The sequence below is a fragment of the Chitinophagales bacterium genome (assembly GCA_019694975.1).
In the GTDB taxonomy this organism is placed as follows: domain Bacteria; phylum Bacteroidota; class Bacteroidia; order Chitinophagales; family UBA10324; genus JACCZZ01.
The window spans coordinates 83,480-100,581 of record JAIBAY010000008.1 but is presented as its reverse complement, the minus strand read 5'-3'; the positions used below and the strand labels follow the sequence as shown (position 1 = coordinate 100,581).

Below are 17,102 nucleotides of genomic sequence, written 5' to 3'. Positions count from 1 at the left end.
GTGTAATGGTAAAAGAAAAAAGAAACGCTTCCTTTGCCAAGAAGCGTTTCCGTTATTTTTAACAAAGACAAAATTACAAATTCATCCTTATACCGATAGCGTGTGTGCCATCGAACGGATTACTTGTTCTGTAGGAATAATCAATACCAATCGCGGCGCCATTACTGCTCACTGGCATTTCAAAGGTAAGGCCGCCTGAAAAACCAGTCAGTGCGGTAACCCGCTTATCAGGATCAGAAAGACCACCCTGATAGTTATAACCGCCACGGATCATGATCATTTCCTTGAAAGCATATTCCAGGCCACCACCAAACTGATCTTGTGTAAATGAATGGGAAGTGAAGTTGGCAGCTACGGTCAGACGATGATTAGGCTTACCGGTAGCACCGAATTTAAAATCGTAAGAGCCCCCGATGTTCAACAAAGATGGCAGTTCATACCCCTTCGACCGCTGTTCCAGGGTCATCGAATAATTTCCTCCCGGAGATTCACCTCTGAAGGTAAGTCCGTCTCCTCCGAATTTCATCGGTGCACCAACGTTACGTAAAGCAATGCCGAATTTTACTTTAGTGGGGTCAGATTGCGGGCCGGTCACATATTGAATTCCTGCATCAAAAGCCACACCGATTGCCCCTACGTCCGCCAGCGATTCGGATATAACACGCAAAGCGAAACCTCCATAGATACTATTGGAAAAGACTTTCGAATAAGCAAGTGCTCCATTAAAAAACTGTGGACTGAAATCGCCAAGACCTCCTTCCGGTGAACTGGTAGTAGTGATGGGAATCTCACCAAAATCAATTGACATGATGCTTAATCCAAGCACCCCTCCGCTTTTACCAAGACTTTGTGAAAATCCCAGCGTATTAAAGGAGATACCTGTTCCACCCAGCCAGTTAGTATGAGAAAAAACAAGTTCCGTTTTTTTGGTAAAAGCCAATCCCGCAACATTGAGGTTAAGGGCTTCGATGCCATGTACGCAGGCTGTATTCAATCCGTCCCATCCGGAACTTCTTGCCCAGGGATTAATCAGTAACTCTGATGCACCGGCTTCACCCTGACGATCTTTATTTCCGGCCATAGCAGAGAATGCCGCCATCCATAAAATCAAAATAAGCTTTAGAGGTTTATTCATTTCTTCCCGTTTAATTTTTTAGTACGAATCCAAATCTGTAGGTCTCAATACGCCAAACCATTTCAGTGTCCGCTCACCAATTCCTGGCGCGTTGATGTGAATAATGTAAAGTCCGCTGGCAATCGGTATTCCCGCATCATTCTTCAAGTCCCAGTCATATGAAGTGACGGAGGCATCATCGCGGTTAACCTTTCTGATCAGTGTACCGTCAAGCCCGAAAATAGAGATGGTACATTTTTGTGGCAGGTTGGTAATCTTCACTCTGTTATCAATCTGGCTCTGCTCATAAGTTGAATATGCATAATACGGATTCGGCACAATGCCTATTGTATCCAGCGCATTCACGGCAGTTGCCTGATCACCGATTTTTGCAGCAATGTTATTGGTATTAAAAGTATACCGGGGCATGCCGGCATTCTGCACATCGTCAGTATCATAAACTTTGTAAGGTTTAGTTACCCTGAATTTCAAAGTGGTTGTGGTTGGAATAAGCCCGTCTGCAAGACTATTTAACTTGAATCCGGGATTCAGCAATGGTATGGAAACCCAGCAAACCTTTTTATACACATTACGTTTGTCAAGGCTGGTACCAGAAATAAGATATTGCTGAAATGATTTGCAGCTGTCATACTTGCTTCTGGTCACATAAATATAGTGCTTCCCACCAACCCAGGCTTCATTAAATGTTGGTGAAGAAATATCTGATGTTGGATTCCATAACATATCGCCGCCATTTTGCCCAAGCAACCATGAATCTTCTCCAAAGAAGATATTAAGACGTTCCCCTGTTTCCGGATTGATGGCATAACCAGGGAACCAGGACCTGCCTTTCTCCCCGCTAATCGTATTGCCATCTTTGTCTACGGAAGGAGCATCACGCATATCAAACTTAGCCGCATCACCCTGGCTCAGTTGTTCATCGGGCTGCAGTTCCACAACAACACACTGCGACCATTTTGACTTGTCACTGGTAAATACAATGTCAACACTCACCAGACTATCCAGTTGATTCAATGTAGAATAGTGGGAAGCATCTGTCCAGGCCGGACCTATCGTTTTCTCATCGGTTGCCATGCCATATGCTGTCCATGTACGGTCGATCATTTTTTCATAAAACTCGCCATCATCGCGTCCGAGGTAATCCCCGAAAGGGCTGGCATCGGGTGCATATGTACCTGACCTGATCCAATTACCAACACCATCTCCTTCCTGATCTGGTAATCCGCCCAGCCATGTCGCCTGAGGATCCTCGTAAGTGATGGTAGCGGATATCAATCCATTGTTATTTTCCAGTTGTGTTGCCACAGGTCCGCCGGGATTCCTGGCTGTTCTTACAAAAACGGAAAGCCCCCAGTCCGGTATCAGTTGTTCATTCTCAGCATCAATGGTAAAGTCGCTCGGTACTATTTCCCCTGTGGTAAGGTTTTTCAATACCCATTTTGTGGAAGTACCGTTGAGAATACCGGTAGTTCCTGCTGTATCAATCATGGTTAATTCAAAATCAGCAGAAGGCACCACCTTGGGATTATAAACTTTCACCTGTACCGGTCCTGCTCCGCCTACATAAAGCTGATGAAATATCTGGTTAGTAGGACTGTTCAGGATATCAATTACACTTTCTGAAGTCAGATCTGTGAGGAAAATGCCATTACCTGTACCTTCCTGGCGCTGCAGCTGCGGTCCGTCACCATAAGCTGAGTTCAATACTAGACCGCCTTCTTCAGGTGTGGTGATATGCGGTATGGCAGAATATATCTTAATGTTTTTTCTGCCTGCGAGGTAGGGTTGTAACTGCTCAATAGTAGATATGTTAACCACATTGCCTTCCTCATCAAAAACAGTATCAGAAACCTGGTAATAATTATGTGCATAGGAAACCATACTGAAATAATAGGTCTTATGGTTAATCAGCCTTTTATCACCGGTGGCAAATGCATCATTCAGGATCTGGAAAGTATGCTGAATGCCCTGGTTGGTACCATCTACTTTTAAAGTAGGAACATTCGCATTGTTTGGATTACCTACATCAAGCGATGGATCATATACGATATTGACAATCTTAGAAATATTATCCTTTACATCACACTGGAAGATCAACCTCGATTTCGCCGGATCATCATAATCCTGTGCACTCACATTACCATCTACCAATTGGTAAATCTGGTAACCCTGGTAGGTGAAAAATGAATCAGGTGTACCCAGTGCCACGATTCTCGAATCAACCTCTTTGAAAGATTCTATCTCTTTAGTACCGCCGAGAGAAAGAATCAGCTCTTTATCCAACTCTGTTATGGTGATATCCGGTGCAGGCGGACCATCCGTCAGACGAAAACATGCATCAAACAACGCCTGTGCCTTTTCATCGGCCTGCTTCAATAACTTAAATGACGGGCAAGGATAGGTACCAATCGGTGGCTGCACCCACACAATACCTACTACAATATCATTCTTGGCGCCTGGTTCAAGCCGGAATGGGCCTGAAGCTTGAATAATCCGGCGGTCAGCGGCCTGATCATTCTGTGAACATTCAGACCATGCAGCAGCATCAGTGGGATCACCAGGAAACACATATTTGGTAGGAACGGATCCGCCATAAGCATTGCCGCCATCCGTAAATGGTGTTCCATCCTTCCACGTACCTGACAGGTAGCCATAATAATCACTGGCATTTTCAGGATTGCCTATCTGGCTGAAATCATTGTTATAATAAAGGAAGGATGAAAGTCCCAGTTCAACTCCATTTTCATCCAATGGTCCCTGGAAGTAGTCAACACCGAGAAATGGCGGTTGATTTCCATAGTCCAGAACACAACCTGAACCACCGTCAACAGCACTTGAATTATATACGATACCCATACCGGTTTCGAGGTCGCAGCCAATATAGTCATCGAAAGCGCATCCAAGATCAGGATCAATCCACTGCCCCATAAAAACGCTGTCAATCGGTGAGGTAGCCTTATTAAGCAAACGATATTTATAGAATGTCATATCGTTCACTTCATCATTTGTTTTGAATGCAAAAGCAAGTGCCTGCACTTCCATACCGATCGCTGTTGCACCGGTTTCAGAGTGTATATTCCCTTTGTCATTATACACCCACCATATCATTTGATCGGCGTAGGTAACCTTGTCCTTTCCGCAAATCGGAGCATCATCAATAATCGGATAATCACCACCGGTTGGATCATAATAACCATTGGCATCAACATCCTGAAACGGAGCCATATTCCTGTTACCTACGAGCGCATTGTTAGGGTTTCCGTTTCCGGGCCAGTTAACTATATTTTGAGGAATAAGGTTAAACGGAATATTACTGCCATACTTTTCAAACATTGAGATAACGGAATCAATTTCTTCGCCATACACCTGATAGTGCCTGTCCCATGCTTTACAGGTTGCAGCATCAATAGCTGCCAGATCATCAAGCGGTCCGGGAAAGAAATCATTACCCGTCTGCCGGTAAGTCTGCGCTGCCACTTTCAATTGTCCTGTTTCATCAATGCCGCCAATCCAGATGGCGCCGGCAAAAAGAGAACTGGCATTTTCGGGTGCTCCTTCAAGGCTCTTGGGCACTTCATATTTAGCATCATTATTCAGATCCCACCACATATCACCGCCGTTTTGAAGCCGTGCCCTGATGTTGTTGATGTTCAGATCAACAGAGGAAGATGCCGGAACGCAATCAGCAGCAAGCTTTTGTGACGATCCCAGTTTGCCGGGATTAAGACCGGCAATTTCCCGGGCCGATACAAAACTGTTATAAAATAACAGTGCTGCTGTAGCCAGAATCCATAATTTCTTCATTGGTATCATGGTTTATTGTCTTGAAAAGTCTTTATTAGAAATTGAATTGTACACCTAAGTGAATCCTGCGCGGCTGACTGTAATTGCCCGGGTTATTAATCTTCAGTCCGTACAGGTAAGTAAAACTGGCAGGATCAATCTGTGTCTGAACGGCTTGCTGACCAGTTGCAGAATCAATGTAACCATCATCATCAGGATTGCCGGTATATCCATAAACAGAAACAATATTCGCAGTATTCAACAGGTTCTGTACCAGGAGATAAACATTTACATAGTATGTTTTATCTTCTTTGCCGAGTTTGAAATCCTTGTCGATTTTTGCATCCAGTTTAATTGACCATGGTAAACGTGACCCGTTCACACTTCCTAATAAGGAAGAGTTTGTTTGCACACCAAACAATGCATCAGGTGTAGGCGTAGCCTGGCGGGTATAAGGAGTTCCTGAGCCGGCACGGAAAATAAGGTTAAGCCCTGTATTGGAAAGGATGGCCGTGCTGTTTTTACCAACTACGGGCCCGTTATAACTTCTTCCTTCTCCATAACGGTAATCAATAGAAGCGGTAAAGGCGTGACGCTGATCGTAGCTGAAAGGAATCAGTGTACGAAGATTGGGCTGACCGGATCCTACCAGGTTAAGGCCTGATGTGATATCAGAGCCGGTACCATCTGCAAATTGCAGCGTGTAGTTTGCATCAAGTTTTACATTTTTAATACGGCGCAGCTCATAAGTAACCTGCAGCGATTTAACGGTGCCGAAATCTGAGTTGCCAAAAGTTCTGTATTCAACAGGATAAGCATAAGCTACTTTCTGCACTTGTATCATGTCTTTCAATTCGCGATAAGTACCTGAAATGGTAATGGCAGAAATAGCACCCAAAGCTTGCTTGAATCCCACCTGGTAATCAATCGTTTTTTCAGGCTTCAAAGCAGGATTAGCCATTACATTGTCTGTATTGAGCTGCTGCAGAAAATAATATTGCAATGGCGTAGCAATAAGCGCATTACCGGAAGGGGTTGAACCGGTGCCACCTTGCGGACGCTGTGACAACACATCATAATGCGCGAAAAACAATGCTTCATCAGAAATAGGGAAAGAAAATGCGATACGCGGCATTACCGTAAACTGCGGGGTGTAATCCTCAAATGACTCAGCAGTCAATGAAAGGTTATCTACATCTGTACTAACGAGGTAAGGTGTGATTCCACCTGTTGTTGAAGCCTTGGCGATTGATCCGGGATCGCTGACTTCGGTACCCTCAGCATTATACCAAGTATCTCCGTCACGGTAACCAACTATCTGAGACGGATTGGCAAGGTCATTCACATAAACAGCGTAATCACTGCCGATCGAAGCCGGATGAGCGCCGAATTCAGAAACCTCTGCCGCAGAACGTATCGGATAAAGCGAATATTTATCCTTCAATACCTTTTGATTGGCATCAAAGCGGTCAACCCTTAACCCGATATTGAAAATAAGATCACGGAAGTTGAACTTATCCTGTATATAGGCAGACGAATAGATTGGCCGGAATGCGGGAGATAGCCTGGCATAGTTACCATTCTCATCTTTCTGATTAAAGAAATCATCATAGCTTGGCTGACTCTTCAGTTTATTGCCAAGATAATCGTAACCTGCCGTGTAAACGAGATAATTACCATTATTCAGCAATTCATCAGGGCTGAACATGCCAAGATTAAGCGTACTGGGATCCAGTGCATCGATGTCAACATAATCAAGACCTGAAACATTCAATCCCAGTGCTTCACGCAGCGACTTGTCAAAAAATGCCTGTTCATCAGCAACAAACAAGCGGTTATAATTTATAGTATCAAGAAAAACACCGAAGTCATCATATACAGGCAAGGGGTTCTTCGTATCGAGGGTTGCGATATGCTGATTGGTCAACTGACGGGCCAGACTCCATAAACCAAGCGGTGATACGGAATAGTTTCTGTCAACCCGTTGCTCATATTCAAATCCAAATTCAAGTGCATGGCGGCCCTTGTCCCCTTTCTTCACATTGATGATATCTACTGAAGCATTCAGTGATAATCGTAACTGATCATTATCTCTGAGACCGTAACCACCCACAGGGTAACCTGTATTCAGGAACATCGAATAAACAGTCAGCGTGCTGGTAGGAAGTATACCATTCAGCAGACCGCCGCCATTAAGAATATCGAACAAGCTGTTGTAATTGCCATCCGGATTATTGCCAACCAGGTCATAATACTGTGAAGTGTAATTACTCAGTAAAGGTTGCTGGGTTCCCGGTTGAAAGGTAACGAGCGTATCCTGGTAGCCTGCAAGCAACCAACCGGTAAGCCCGGAAACAGAATCCTGGCCATAACTATAAATTGGCTGGCGGAATGTTTCAAACTTACCAACATAGCCGTAAGCAAACGGATCAAATCCAAGTGACTTATCCTGGTATTTGCGATAAAATTTACTGTAATCTGCCTGAATAGAATAATAAGCATTCTGAAAAACCGAAGCACTCTTTTTCTCGCCGTATCCGCCTGAGGCAAAGCGTTGCGTGAAGCGGACATATCCCCTGTAAGTGTTATCGTTGAAGTAAGTATTACCTTCCGTTGCATTAATCAATGAACGGTTAAGGTTAAAGCTGTAATAGTTCGACACGTTGAAATCACCACCAACCGTTAACGTAACAAACTTGCTCAGCTGAAAATCCAGTTTGCCGGAAAAACGGTAGTTGTTATCCGCAACATTTTGTTTGTATTTGATTTCTTCAATATCATCAGCATTGAGAAATGAGGCTGAAGGCACATAGCCTGACGATGTAGGAGAAGGAGTAAGCGGGTTAGCCTGCAAGTCAGCGAGCACATCGTCTTTTACCTTATACATTCCAACTGCAGAAGGATCAGAATCCTTATTATGTTCATATTCACCGGTTATAAAGAAACCGATTTTGGCATTGGATGAATCGGTACCCTTGTTGGCAACAAATAAGGGTCCCGATAAATTAAAATTCACCAGGTCATACCCATAGCCATCAAGGAATTCTGATGTCACCAGTTCCACACCGCCTGCATACCGTTCGGAAGGACCTCTGGTTGTAATGTTAATAATACCGCCTGTTGCATCGCCATAACGTGCAGGAATACCACCTGTTAACACAGTGAGCTGCTCAATGGCACTGGCAGGTAATGATACCGAACCACCACTGCGCACGGCAATTCCATCGATATAGTATTTGGTGGAATAGTCCCGAGCACCGCCGATGTTGAGCGCATCCTCATCATCTCTTTGAAAAACGCCGGCAGTGAGTGAAGCATAGTTTCGCGTATCGCGGGTTGCAATGTTTGCAATTTCATCCTTAGTGATCGTGCTGCCGGTGGTTGTTTTATCAGGCTCTACAAGCTTTTGTGTTGAAACAACAATATCAGGCAATGTTTCCACGCTCGACTCCATTGGGATATCCTGGAAAGTGATCCTGTCGGAATTTACAATTACGCCTGTAACCACTTTGGGCCGATATCCAAGATAGGAGATTTTAATATCATAAGTACCCGGATTCACCGGCTTAATGGTATATCGTCCATTATCATCCGTTTCCCCAAAACCCTTTTGTGAGCCGTTCATTTCAAGAACGATATTGGCAAATGGAATCCCTTCTTTAGATACCTGGTCAAATACTTTCCCTTGCAGTTCACCAGTCTGAGCATAGCTACCGGTGCAAAAAAGTAAGCCTGATACGACGAGCGCGTAGATTTTTTTCATGCCGTAAGATTCAAATTAAAGTTTGGTTCTCGGAGTCAATTCGACAAATATAGTTTTTAAATCAAAAACAGAAACAAAAGTGCAATGATTTCTTGAGCATGATATCCCCCGCGCGATTTGCTACAATTCCATGACATTAACTAATCGATTTTATTTTGGTCAACAACACCTCCGCAATTTTTCTTTTCGACTCATAACTCTTGCCAGCAACATGCGGAGTCATAATCACTTTGTTGGTTGCGATCAGTGCATTGAAGGTTTGCCGCTCCTCTTCACTGTGCGTTTCAAACTGCTCATTCTCATAAACATCAAGTGCGGCGCCCGATATCTGCTCCTGCTGAATAAACCGCAATAATGACCGGTGATCTACCACTTTACCGCGGGATGTATTCATAAAAAAAATCGGCTTCCGGCATTGTTGAAAAAAATAATCGTCTGCCAGCCTTTGTGTTTCAGGCGTAAGCGGAACATGAAGGCTGATAATATCTGCTTCTTCAAAAAGCTGTTGCATATCAACAGCCTGCGCATATAGATCACTATATTCCAAAAGGTATTTGTCAAAAGCAATCACCCGCATATTAAACGGTGCAAGCTTTCTGGCGAATGACTTACCGGTATTTCCATAACCGATAATACCAACTGTACGTCCTTCCAGTTCATGTACCCTGTTATCCTCTACCAGCCATTTCGCCTGCCGCATTTCCGCATCAGCTTTTACAATATTGTGATAAAAGGCCAGCAGCATTCCTACGGCATGTTCCCCTACAGCATTTGCATTCCCTTCCGGTGAATTGATGCAGCTGATCCCTTGCAAAGCAGCCGATTCCGTATCGATATTCTCCATGCCAGAACCCGCTCTTGCAATAAACCGCAGCCGCTTTGCTGCTTGTATGATTGGCTTATTGACCGCAATACGGGTTGCCACGATCAACCCACTATATGAATGAATAATCTGCTGCACGGTATCTGCTGAAATTCCCGGTTCGTAGGTGCATTGATAGCCCATTGCTGCAAGTCCCCGCAACAGTAATTCATGCACATTTTCCGTTATCAGCACTTTACTGTTTTGCATTGTGTTTATTCTTCCCCTTACCGCCAGACAGGCTTTAGTTTAACCGGATCATAAATAAGCAGATGAAAAAGATCAGGCAGGCGTTGCAACGCGGTTGGATAATTCGATCCAACTCCCGACTGATAACTGTTCAGCTCTTTTATCAAAGACAGGATCATGCAGGAAGGTCACATGATTGATCATATGCCGTAGGCTGTTGCGCAGTGTTTTTCTTCTTTGCCCGAAACCGGATTTGACCAATTGCCTGAATTTTTCCTCATCGTGCAACAATGGTTGCTGTTCCTTCCTCACCAACCTGATCACGCCTGAGGTTATTTTCGGAGGCGGCGAAAAACACCCGGCGCTGACATCAAACAAATAAGTAACATCGTAAAAAGCCTGCAACAGCACACTCAGGATACCATATTCTTTGTTACCATAGCCGGCAACAATTCTTTTTGCCACTTCCTTTTGAAACATTCCCACAACATGCTGCACCGTTTCCTTGTGATCATACACTTTAAATAAAATCTGTGAGGAAATATTATAGGGAAAGTTACCAATAATAGTCAACTGGCTGGAACCCGTTTTAGAAAAATCGAAGGTTAGTATATCTTCATTAAAGATCCGTTCTTCCAGCGCCGGAAAGGCGCTGATCAGTAACGGAATCATCCGCTGGTCGAGTTCCACTCCAAAATAATTGCATGGCTTATCGGTTAAAAGATATTTTGTCAATGCCCCTTGTCCGGGACCTACTTCCAAAATAGTATCAGGTGCATTTATCTCATAGAAAGCATCAACAATTTTGCGTGCAATATTTTCATCCGTAAGAAAATGTTGTCCCAGCGATTTCTTTGCCTGCAGCATCCTGCTATTACTGGCTTTTTTACCCCGTGCAAAGCAACGTCAATTTGTTTAGTTTTGCGAACTTTACCTTATTTCATTATTAATAACTACACATGCAGATTTCGCTCATCAACAAGACCGGTAAGAATGATAACCTCATATTTATTGCTGATAAAAACACGGATTGGAACAACATAAACAGGTCCCGTGAAATAGTGGACGTGATAAAAAGCCAGCTTAAGAAAGACATCAGCCAAATCATTATTCCCACGCCGGCCGGAATAATGATGGCAGTAATTGCCGAAAAAAAAGATACGCTGTCACGAACCACAGAGAGCCTGCGGAAAGCCGGTTACAAGTTGCTTTCCACTATACACAAACATAAATTGAGCGAGGTTACTGTAATAAACGTAAGTGAACTGCAAAAGGCATCACTTCCGTTTGCAGAAGGCATGGCCATGGGAAGCTATCAGTTTCTTCACTACAAGAAAGAGGCGGAAAAGGAAAAACATGCATTGCACAAAATTAACCTTACGGGCAATGATATAACTAAAGCAGAAACTGATTTGCTGCAAACTGTTATTGAAGGCATCTATCTTGTCCGGGACCTTGTGAATATGCCCGCTAACTACCTGAATGCAACAGGCCTTGCCAATGCCATTGCGAGGACTGGAAAATCAGCCGGATTTAAAACAGAAATTTTTAACAAGGCAAAAATCACCGCATTAAAAATGGGCGGCTTGCTTGCGGTGAACCTGGGAAGTGTAGATCCGCCTACATTCACCATCATGGAATATAATCCCAGGAATGCAGTGAACAAGAAACCAATCGTGCTGGTAGGTAAAGGTGTGGTTTATGATACGGGAGGTCTGAGCCTGAAACCGACGGCCAACTCAATGGATTATATGAAGTGTGATATGGCAGGCGCTGCCACCATGCTTGGTACTATGTATTGTGTGGCAAAGTCAAAACTGCCATTGCATATTATCGGCTTGATACCGGCTACGGATAATCGCCCGGGGTTCAATGCTTTTGCGCCGGGTGATGTCATCTCCATGCACAATGGCATGAAGGTAGAGATGCTGAATTCAGATGCAGAAGGCAGGATGATACTCGCAGATGCACTCAGTTTTGCACGGCAATACAAACCCGAGCTGGTGATTGATGCTGCAACACTGACTGGAGCGGCGCATCGTGCAGTCGGCGACTATGCGATTGCATACATGGGTACTGCTGCCGGAAGCATTAAGCAGGAACTGGAGGAATCAGGATTCGAAGTATATGAACGTTTGATTGAGTTTCCATTGTGGGATGAATATGGTGAAATGCTGAAAAGCGATATTGCCGATATAAAAAATGTTGGCGGCGTAATGGCAGGTGCTATCACTGCAGGCAAATTCCTCGAAAAATTTACTGATTACCCATGGATTCACCTTGATATCGCTGGCGTAGCTTATTTCAGTTCTTCTATGGGCTATAAAGGAAAAAACGGTTCCGGTTTCGGGATGCGGTTACTGTTTAATTATCTTCAAAAACGATCAACACATGAGTGAAGGAAAGCGATACCTTATCGGCATCAGCCAGGGCGATATTAATGGTATTGGCCCCGAGGTTATCATCAAGACATTTATGGACCCAAGAATGATGGAAAGGTGTACACCGATACTGTATGGTTCTTCAAAAATTATTTCCTTTCATCGCAAGATGTTAAACCTCGGTCAGTTTAATTTTGCGCAATCCCGCAGCATAGACAAGATTCAATGGAATACATTTAACATTATCAATTGCTGGGAAGAAGATGTGCCGGTTCAGTTAGGTCAGAAAACTGAGGCAGGTGGCAAATATGCTATAGAATCGCTGCAGGCTGCAGTAGCTGATCTGAAATCCGGGCGGATTGATGCACTTGTTACCACTCCGGTCAATAAGCACATCATGCACAGTGATGCTTTTCCGTTTAAAGGGCATACCGGCTATCTGGCAGCACAAGCCGGTGTGGATGATCATCTGATGCTGTTATGCGGTGGCAATTTAAGGGTGGGGCTTGTAACTGAACATCTTCCGATAACGGAAGTACCGTCACAAATTAAACGGGAAACGATTTTGAAAAAGCTGATTTTGCTAAAGCAATCGCTGGTAAAAGACTTTGGAATCGAAAAGCCCAAAATCGCAGTGCTCGCATTGAATCCACATGCAGGTGATGACGGTTTGATTGGAACAGAAGAGACCACGGAGATAAAACCTGCCATTGCAGAAGCGAAAAGCAGAAATATTTTTGCTATGGGTCCCTACCCCGCCGATGGTTTTTTTGGCGCCGGCAACTTTACAAAGTTTGATGCCATACTGGCCATGTACCATGATCAGGGATTAATACCATTTAAAGCACTTAGTTTTGAAAGTGGCGTAAACTATACAGCAGGCCTTCCTTTTGTAAGAACCTCACCCGATCACGGTACAGGATTCGATATTGCAGGTAAAAATATTGCCTTAGAGGATTCTTTTCGGGAAGCTGTTTTCCTTGCCCTTGATATTCTCAGAAAAAGAGACCGTTACACTGAACTTACTTCCAATCCATTGAAGAAGATGGAATTAAATAAGGAAGTGAATTAGCGGTGCTATATAGGGATAGAAACTCCTGAAACCAAACAGGCTAGCTATTAGCATCGGTACCAAAAGCCCATTTCAGAAATTGCGGCATTGCTTTCGCCCAGGTTTTCTGATTGTGATGACCGCCTTTTATCTCAACATATTCAATGTCTTTAAACGGGCGGTAACCTTTCTTTGTCAGTTCCACGATCAGATCAAGCGTATCATCAATTGAATCGATAATACCATTGTTGTTGCGGTCGGCACGTTCATCAAGTGTTCCTGCTTCAAACCAGAATTTCAGCCCGGGTTTGTATAATCCATCAGCTATCTGCGCATGGGCAATCCGGTCGCGGTCATCATGGTATCCTCCTGAATATGATTTACTGCGCCACCAGAATGAACCTGAAAATGCACCTACCTTTTTAAATAGATCAGCATGATTCCAGGCAATATCAAATGCAGACAGGCCTCCGAGTGAATATCCGGCAATCGCATTGTCAATATGCAGCGGATCTACCCTGAATGATCGTGTTATCAGCGGCAGCAACTCTTCGATCAGGAAATCAGTATATAATCCTGCCTTGCTACCCCGTTTCCGGTAATCGGCCTGTGCGGCAATTCCATATTCATGCATACGGTCGCCGGCGTGAATGCCAAGGACCACGATGTCGCGCATTTCATTGGCACGGGTTAAACGGCTAAGGGTACTCCGCACCCTTACAGCATCGCTGTCCTGTCCGTCATTTAATACGAGCAGGGGATACCTTTTGCGCGAAGTATAATATGAAGGTGGGATGAAGACATCCACCACCACCACGCGCTTCAGATAAAGCGAATAAATATCCGGCAACCTTTCTACCCGGTAGGGTGAGAATATGTTTTTTCCCTTTAATAACACGTCTGCTATTTCAGCCACAAGTATAGAGATTCTTTCAGCACTATTGGAAATCGAGTATCCACATACTATCGTTTTCGCGCCCGATCAGCCGGGATCTCCATCATGTGAATCAACGTTTCCGATCACCTGCTTTCATTATTATATTCCACCCTAATTACTTACTTTTGCCGTCCATCTTAAAAAATCAGGTGGGTAGTGGGTGGATCCGCTCAGGCAATACGAGATCGCATTTGTAGGGTTAAAGACAGGCATTAATCATTTTACTTTCCCTATTGACGACCATTTCTTTGCATTGTTTGAGGATTCGCTGGTGAAAGAAGGTAACCTGGAAGTGAAGCTTGAATTTGACAAGGAAACCTCTTTTTTTCTGCTGAAATTCATGATTAGTGGTTGGGTAAAACTGCCATGTGACAGGTGTGCGGCAGAATTAATGTTTCCGATTGATGAAGATTATCACATTGTTGTGAAATTTGATCCGCATTCTGTTGCTGAAAAGGATGATTCCATGGCAGATGTTGTCTACATCAACCGTTCCGATTCGCATTTGGATGTTTCGCAATTGATGTATGAGTTTATCAACCTCAGTATTCCGCTGAACAGGATTAATTGTGACAATTTAAAAGGTGAGAAACCGTGTAACCAGGAAATACTTAAACGATTAACTCAGCAAAGACCTGAAAAGAAAATAAAAAAGGATCCCCGCTGGGATAATTTATCAAAAATTAAATTCAACTAATTATGCCAAATCCGAAACGCCGCCATTCCAGTACGCGCAGAGACAAACGCAGAACACATGATAAGGCCGAACTTCCAACCATCAGTGTTGACCCAACGACAGGCGTTCACCATCCGCGTCACCGCGCTCATTATTATGAAGGTGAGCTATACTACAAAGGGAAAAAGATTCTATCCAAAGGTGAATAATAATTTGCCGGAAGTGCAATTCATGAACTGACTGCTTGCAGGAAAATTATGTGAGCAGCATCAGTTGACTATTGATAATTAAGTTCAGCAAAAGCAGATGAAAATAGGTATAGATGCAATGGGAGGTGATTATGCGCCACTCGAATGTGTCAAAGGTGCGTTGCGTGCAGGTGCGGAATTGGGGAGATCAGCACAACTGGTGCTGTTTGGCGACGAGCCGCTGCTGAGTTCCATAATTATGAATGAAGGTGGTGCTGCAGATAATATCAGCATTGTCCATACACAGGAAGTGATTGGTATGGCGGAATCACCGACACGTGGACTGACGCAAAAACCAAATTCAAGTATTGCAGTTGGATTTCAATATCTTAAGGAAGGAAAAGTGGACGCTTTTGCCAGTGCCGGGAATACCGGTGCAATGCTGGTAGGTGCCATGTATTCAGTCAAAACCATTGAAGGTGTTATCCGTCCTGCCATTTCCACGCTCCTGCCGCACAGTGATGAAAGGCTTGGTTTCCTGCTTGATGTTGGCGCTAATGCCGATTGCAAGCCTGAGATGTTGCTTCAGTTTGGGATTATGGGCTCTCTTTACGCAAAACACCTCTACAAAGTGAAGGACCCCAAAGTGGCTTTGCTGAGTATAGGTGAAGAAGAAGGCAAAGGAAATCTGCTGGTGCAAGCTGCTTATCCCCTTTTCCAGGAATGCAACAAAATTCATTTTATTGGCAATGTGGAAGGCCGGGATATATTTGGTGATATAGCGGATGTTATTGTCACCGATGGTTTTACAGGCAACATCGTTCTAAAATTCGGCGAGTCAATATATGACATGATCAAAAAGCAGGGAATCAGGGATGCTTACTGGGACAGGTTCAATTATGAAAATTATGGGGGAAGTGCCATTCTTGGTGCCAATGCTCCCGTTGTGGTGGCACATGGCATTAGCAATGCCACAGCATTTCACAATATGATCCTATTGACCAAAGAAATGATTGAAAGCCGGATTGTAGAGCTCTTCAAAGAGGCCTTTATTAATCATCAGGCTGAATAAAGCGCGTGCTGCCCGCTTATCTGTAGTTGCAGATTGTAATTAAACTTCATTAAACCATTCACACTATGGCAAAAATAACAGCTGCCATTACAGGAGTTCAGGGTTATGTTCCGGACTATGTTTTGAATAATGAAGAACTGTCAAGAATGGTGGATACCACTGATGAATGGATCATCAGCCGGACAGGTATAAAAGAGCGGAGAATCCTGAAGGGAGAAGGAAAGGGCACTTCTGTGATGGCGTCAGCGGCAGTACAAGGTCTGCTGAAGAAAACCAATACCAATCCGGACAGTATTGAGCTGCTTATTTGTGCCACCACTACTCCTGATATGCAGTTTCCGGCCACGGCCAACATCATTTGCGATGTAGTGGGTTTGAAGCATGCCTGGGGGTTTGATTTACAAGCGGCATGTTCCGGCTTTTTATACGCCGTTACAACGGCAGCACGTATGATTGAATCAGGTGCCATCAGGAGAGCAATCGTGGTGGGCGCCGACAAGATGTCTTCGATAATAGACTACAGCGACCGTACCACTTGTGTCATTTTCGGGGATGGCAGTGGTGCAGTAATGCTTGAACCTAATAATGCCGGTTTGGGGATTCTTGATTGCATCATGTATTCTGATGGATCAGGCAGAACGCACCTGCACCAGAAAGCCGGAGGTTCCGCCATGCCGGCTTCCAAAGAAACGGTCGACCAGCGATTGCACTATGTGTACCAGGAAGGGCAGGCGGTTTATAAGTTCGCAGTTTCAAGAATGGCGGATGTAGGATATGAAATAATGACCAAGAACGGGCTGGTTGCTGATGATATCGCATGGCTCGTACCTCACCAGGCCAATAAGAGAATAATTGATGCAACAGCTCAAAAAATGGGATTGCCTGAAAGCAAAGTGATGATTAATATTCAAAAGTATGGCAACACCACCAATGGGACGATACCGCTCTGTCTATGGGAATGGGAAAAGAAACTACATAAGGGTGACAACCTGGTACTGGCAGCATTTGGCGGAGGATTTACCTGGGGTGCGGTTTACCTGAAGTGGGCATATGATGCCAAGTAAG

Annotated in this window: 12 protein-coding genes; 6 read left to right on the top strand and 6 right to left on the bottom strand. The window is 44.2% G+C overall.

Translation table 11 applies throughout. The annotated features are described in order from the left end of the window. Positions 1-73: 73 nt before the first annotated feature. The 5 genes from K1X61_13895 to rsmA form a co-directional block, all read right to left on the bottom strand. On the bottom strand, positions 74-1,135 hold the full coding sequence (locus tag K1X61_13895) for a PorV/PorQ family protein (protein MBX7109740.1): 1,062 nt from the start codon (positions 1,133-1,135) through the stop codon (positions 74-76). An 18-nt stretch (positions 1,136-1,153) separates the two neighbouring features. Beyond that, positions 1,154-4,939, bottom strand: coding sequence for a hypothetical protein (locus K1X61_13890; GenBank protein ID MBX7109739.1), 3,786 nt, complete (start codon positions 4,937-4,939; stop codon positions 1,154-1,156). A gap of 34 nt (positions 4,940-4,973) precedes the next feature. Beyond that, a complete protein-coding gene (locus tag K1X61_13885) occupies positions 4,974-8,681 on the bottom strand; it encodes a TonB-dependent receptor (GenBank protein ID MBX7109738.1) in 3,708 nt (1,235 codons plus the stop codon). Between the two features lie 136 nt (positions 8,682-8,817). Then, on the bottom strand, positions 8,818-9,753 hold the full coding sequence (locus K1X61_13880) for a hydroxyacid dehydrogenase (protein MBX7109737.1): 936 nt from the start codon (positions 9,751-9,753) through the stop codon (positions 8,818-8,820). 72 nt (positions 9,754-9,825) lie between these two features. Next, positions 9,826-10,599: a 16S rRNA (adenine(1518)-N(6)/adenine(1519)-N(6))-dimethyltransferase RsmA gene (rsmA, locus tag K1X61_13875; GenBank protein MBX7109736.1), complete on the bottom strand. Its 774-nt coding sequence runs from the start codon at positions 10,597-10,599 to the stop codon at positions 9,826-9,828. A 92-nt stretch (positions 10,600-10,691) separates the two neighbouring features. On the opposite strand from rsmA, the gene K1X61_13870 reads away from it, so the two are divergent. After that, complete coding sequence (locus tag K1X61_13870; protein MBX7109735.1) at positions 10,692-12,131, top strand: leucyl aminopeptidase; 1,440 nt, start codon at positions 10,692-10,694, stop codon at positions 12,129-12,131. After that, a complete protein-coding gene (pdxA, locus tag K1X61_13865) occupies positions 12,124-13,185 on the top strand; it encodes a 4-hydroxythreonine-4-phosphate dehydrogenase PdxA (GenBank protein ID MBX7109734.1) in 1,062 nt (353 codons plus the stop codon). Before K1X61_13870 ends, pdxA begins: the two co-directional genes overlap by 8 nt. A gap of 40 nt (positions 13,186-13,225) precedes the next feature. Here the strand turns inward: pdxA and K1X61_13860 are convergent, their stop codons facing one another. After that, positions 13,226-14,080 carry an esterase family protein gene (locus tag K1X61_13860; protein MBX7109733.1) on the bottom strand — a complete coding sequence of 285 codons (855 nt, stop codon included), beginning with the start codon at positions 14,078-14,080 and terminating at the stop codon, positions 13,226-13,228. 181 nt (positions 14,081-14,261) lie between these two features. Here K1X61_13860 and K1X61_13855 point away from each other — a divergent pair, with 181 nt between their 5' ends. From K1X61_13855 to K1X61_13840, 4 genes are all read left to right on the top strand, one after another. Then, positions 14,262-14,798, top strand: a complete 537-nt coding sequence (locus K1X61_13855) for a DUF177 domain-containing protein (GenBank protein ID MBX7109732.1) — start codon at positions 14,262-14,264, stop codon at positions 14,796-14,798. 2 nt (positions 14,799-14,800) lie between these two features. Beyond that, a complete protein-coding gene (gene rpmF / locus K1X61_13850) occupies positions 14,801-14,986 on the top strand; it encodes a 50S ribosomal protein L32 (GenBank protein ID MBX7109731.1) in 186 nt (61 codons plus the stop codon). Between the two features lie 97 nt (positions 14,987-15,083). After that, positions 15,084-16,037, top strand: coding sequence for a phosphate acyltransferase PlsX (gene plsX, locus K1X61_13845; GenBank protein ID MBX7109730.1), 954 nt, complete (start codon positions 15,084-15,086; stop codon positions 16,035-16,037). A 65-nt stretch (positions 16,038-16,102) separates the two neighbouring features. Further along, positions 16,103-17,101 (top strand): ketoacyl-ACP synthase III, encoded by a 999-nt coding sequence (locus K1X61_13840; GenBank protein ID MBX7109729.1) that lies wholly within the window; start codon positions 16,103-16,105, stop codon positions 17,099-17,101. Position 17,102 lies beyond the last annotated feature (1 nt).

Coding starts and splice junctions, on each gene's coding strand:
- K1X61_13895 (MBX7109740.1), bottom strand. CDS start 1,135: ATGAATAAACCTCTAAAGCTTATTTTGATTTTATGGATGGCGGCATTC.
- K1X61_13890 (MBX7109739.1), bottom strand. CDS start 4,939: ATGAAGAAATTATGGATTCTGGCTACAGCAGCACTGTTATTTTATAAC.
- K1X61_13885 (MBX7109738.1), bottom strand. CDS start 8,681: ATGAAAAAAATCTACGCGCTCGTCGTATCAGGCTTACTTTTTTGCACC.
- K1X61_13880 (MBX7109737.1), bottom strand. CDS start 9,753: ATGCAAAACAGTAAAGTGCTGATAACGGAAAATGTGCATGAATTACTG.
- rsmA (MBX7109736.1), bottom strand. CDS start 10,599: ATGCTGCAGGCAAAGAAATCGCTGGGACAACATTTTCTTACGGATGAA.
- K1X61_13870 (MBX7109735.1), top strand. CDS start 10,692: ATGCAGATTTCGCTCATCAACAAGACCGGTAAGAATGATAACCTCATA.
- pdxA (MBX7109734.1), top strand. CDS start 12,124: ATGAGTGAAGGAAAGCGATACCTTATCGGCATCAGCCAGGGCGATATT.
- rpmF (MBX7109731.1), top strand. CDS start 14,801: ATGCCAAATCCGAAACGCCGCCATTCCAGTACGCGCAGAGACAAACGC.
- plsX (MBX7109730.1), top strand. CDS start 15,084: ATGAAAATAGGTATAGATGCAATGGGAGGTGATTATGCGCCACTCGAA.
- K1X61_13840 (MBX7109729.1), top strand. CDS start 16,103: ATGGCAAAAATAACAGCTGCCATTACAGGAGTTCAGGGTTATGTTCCG.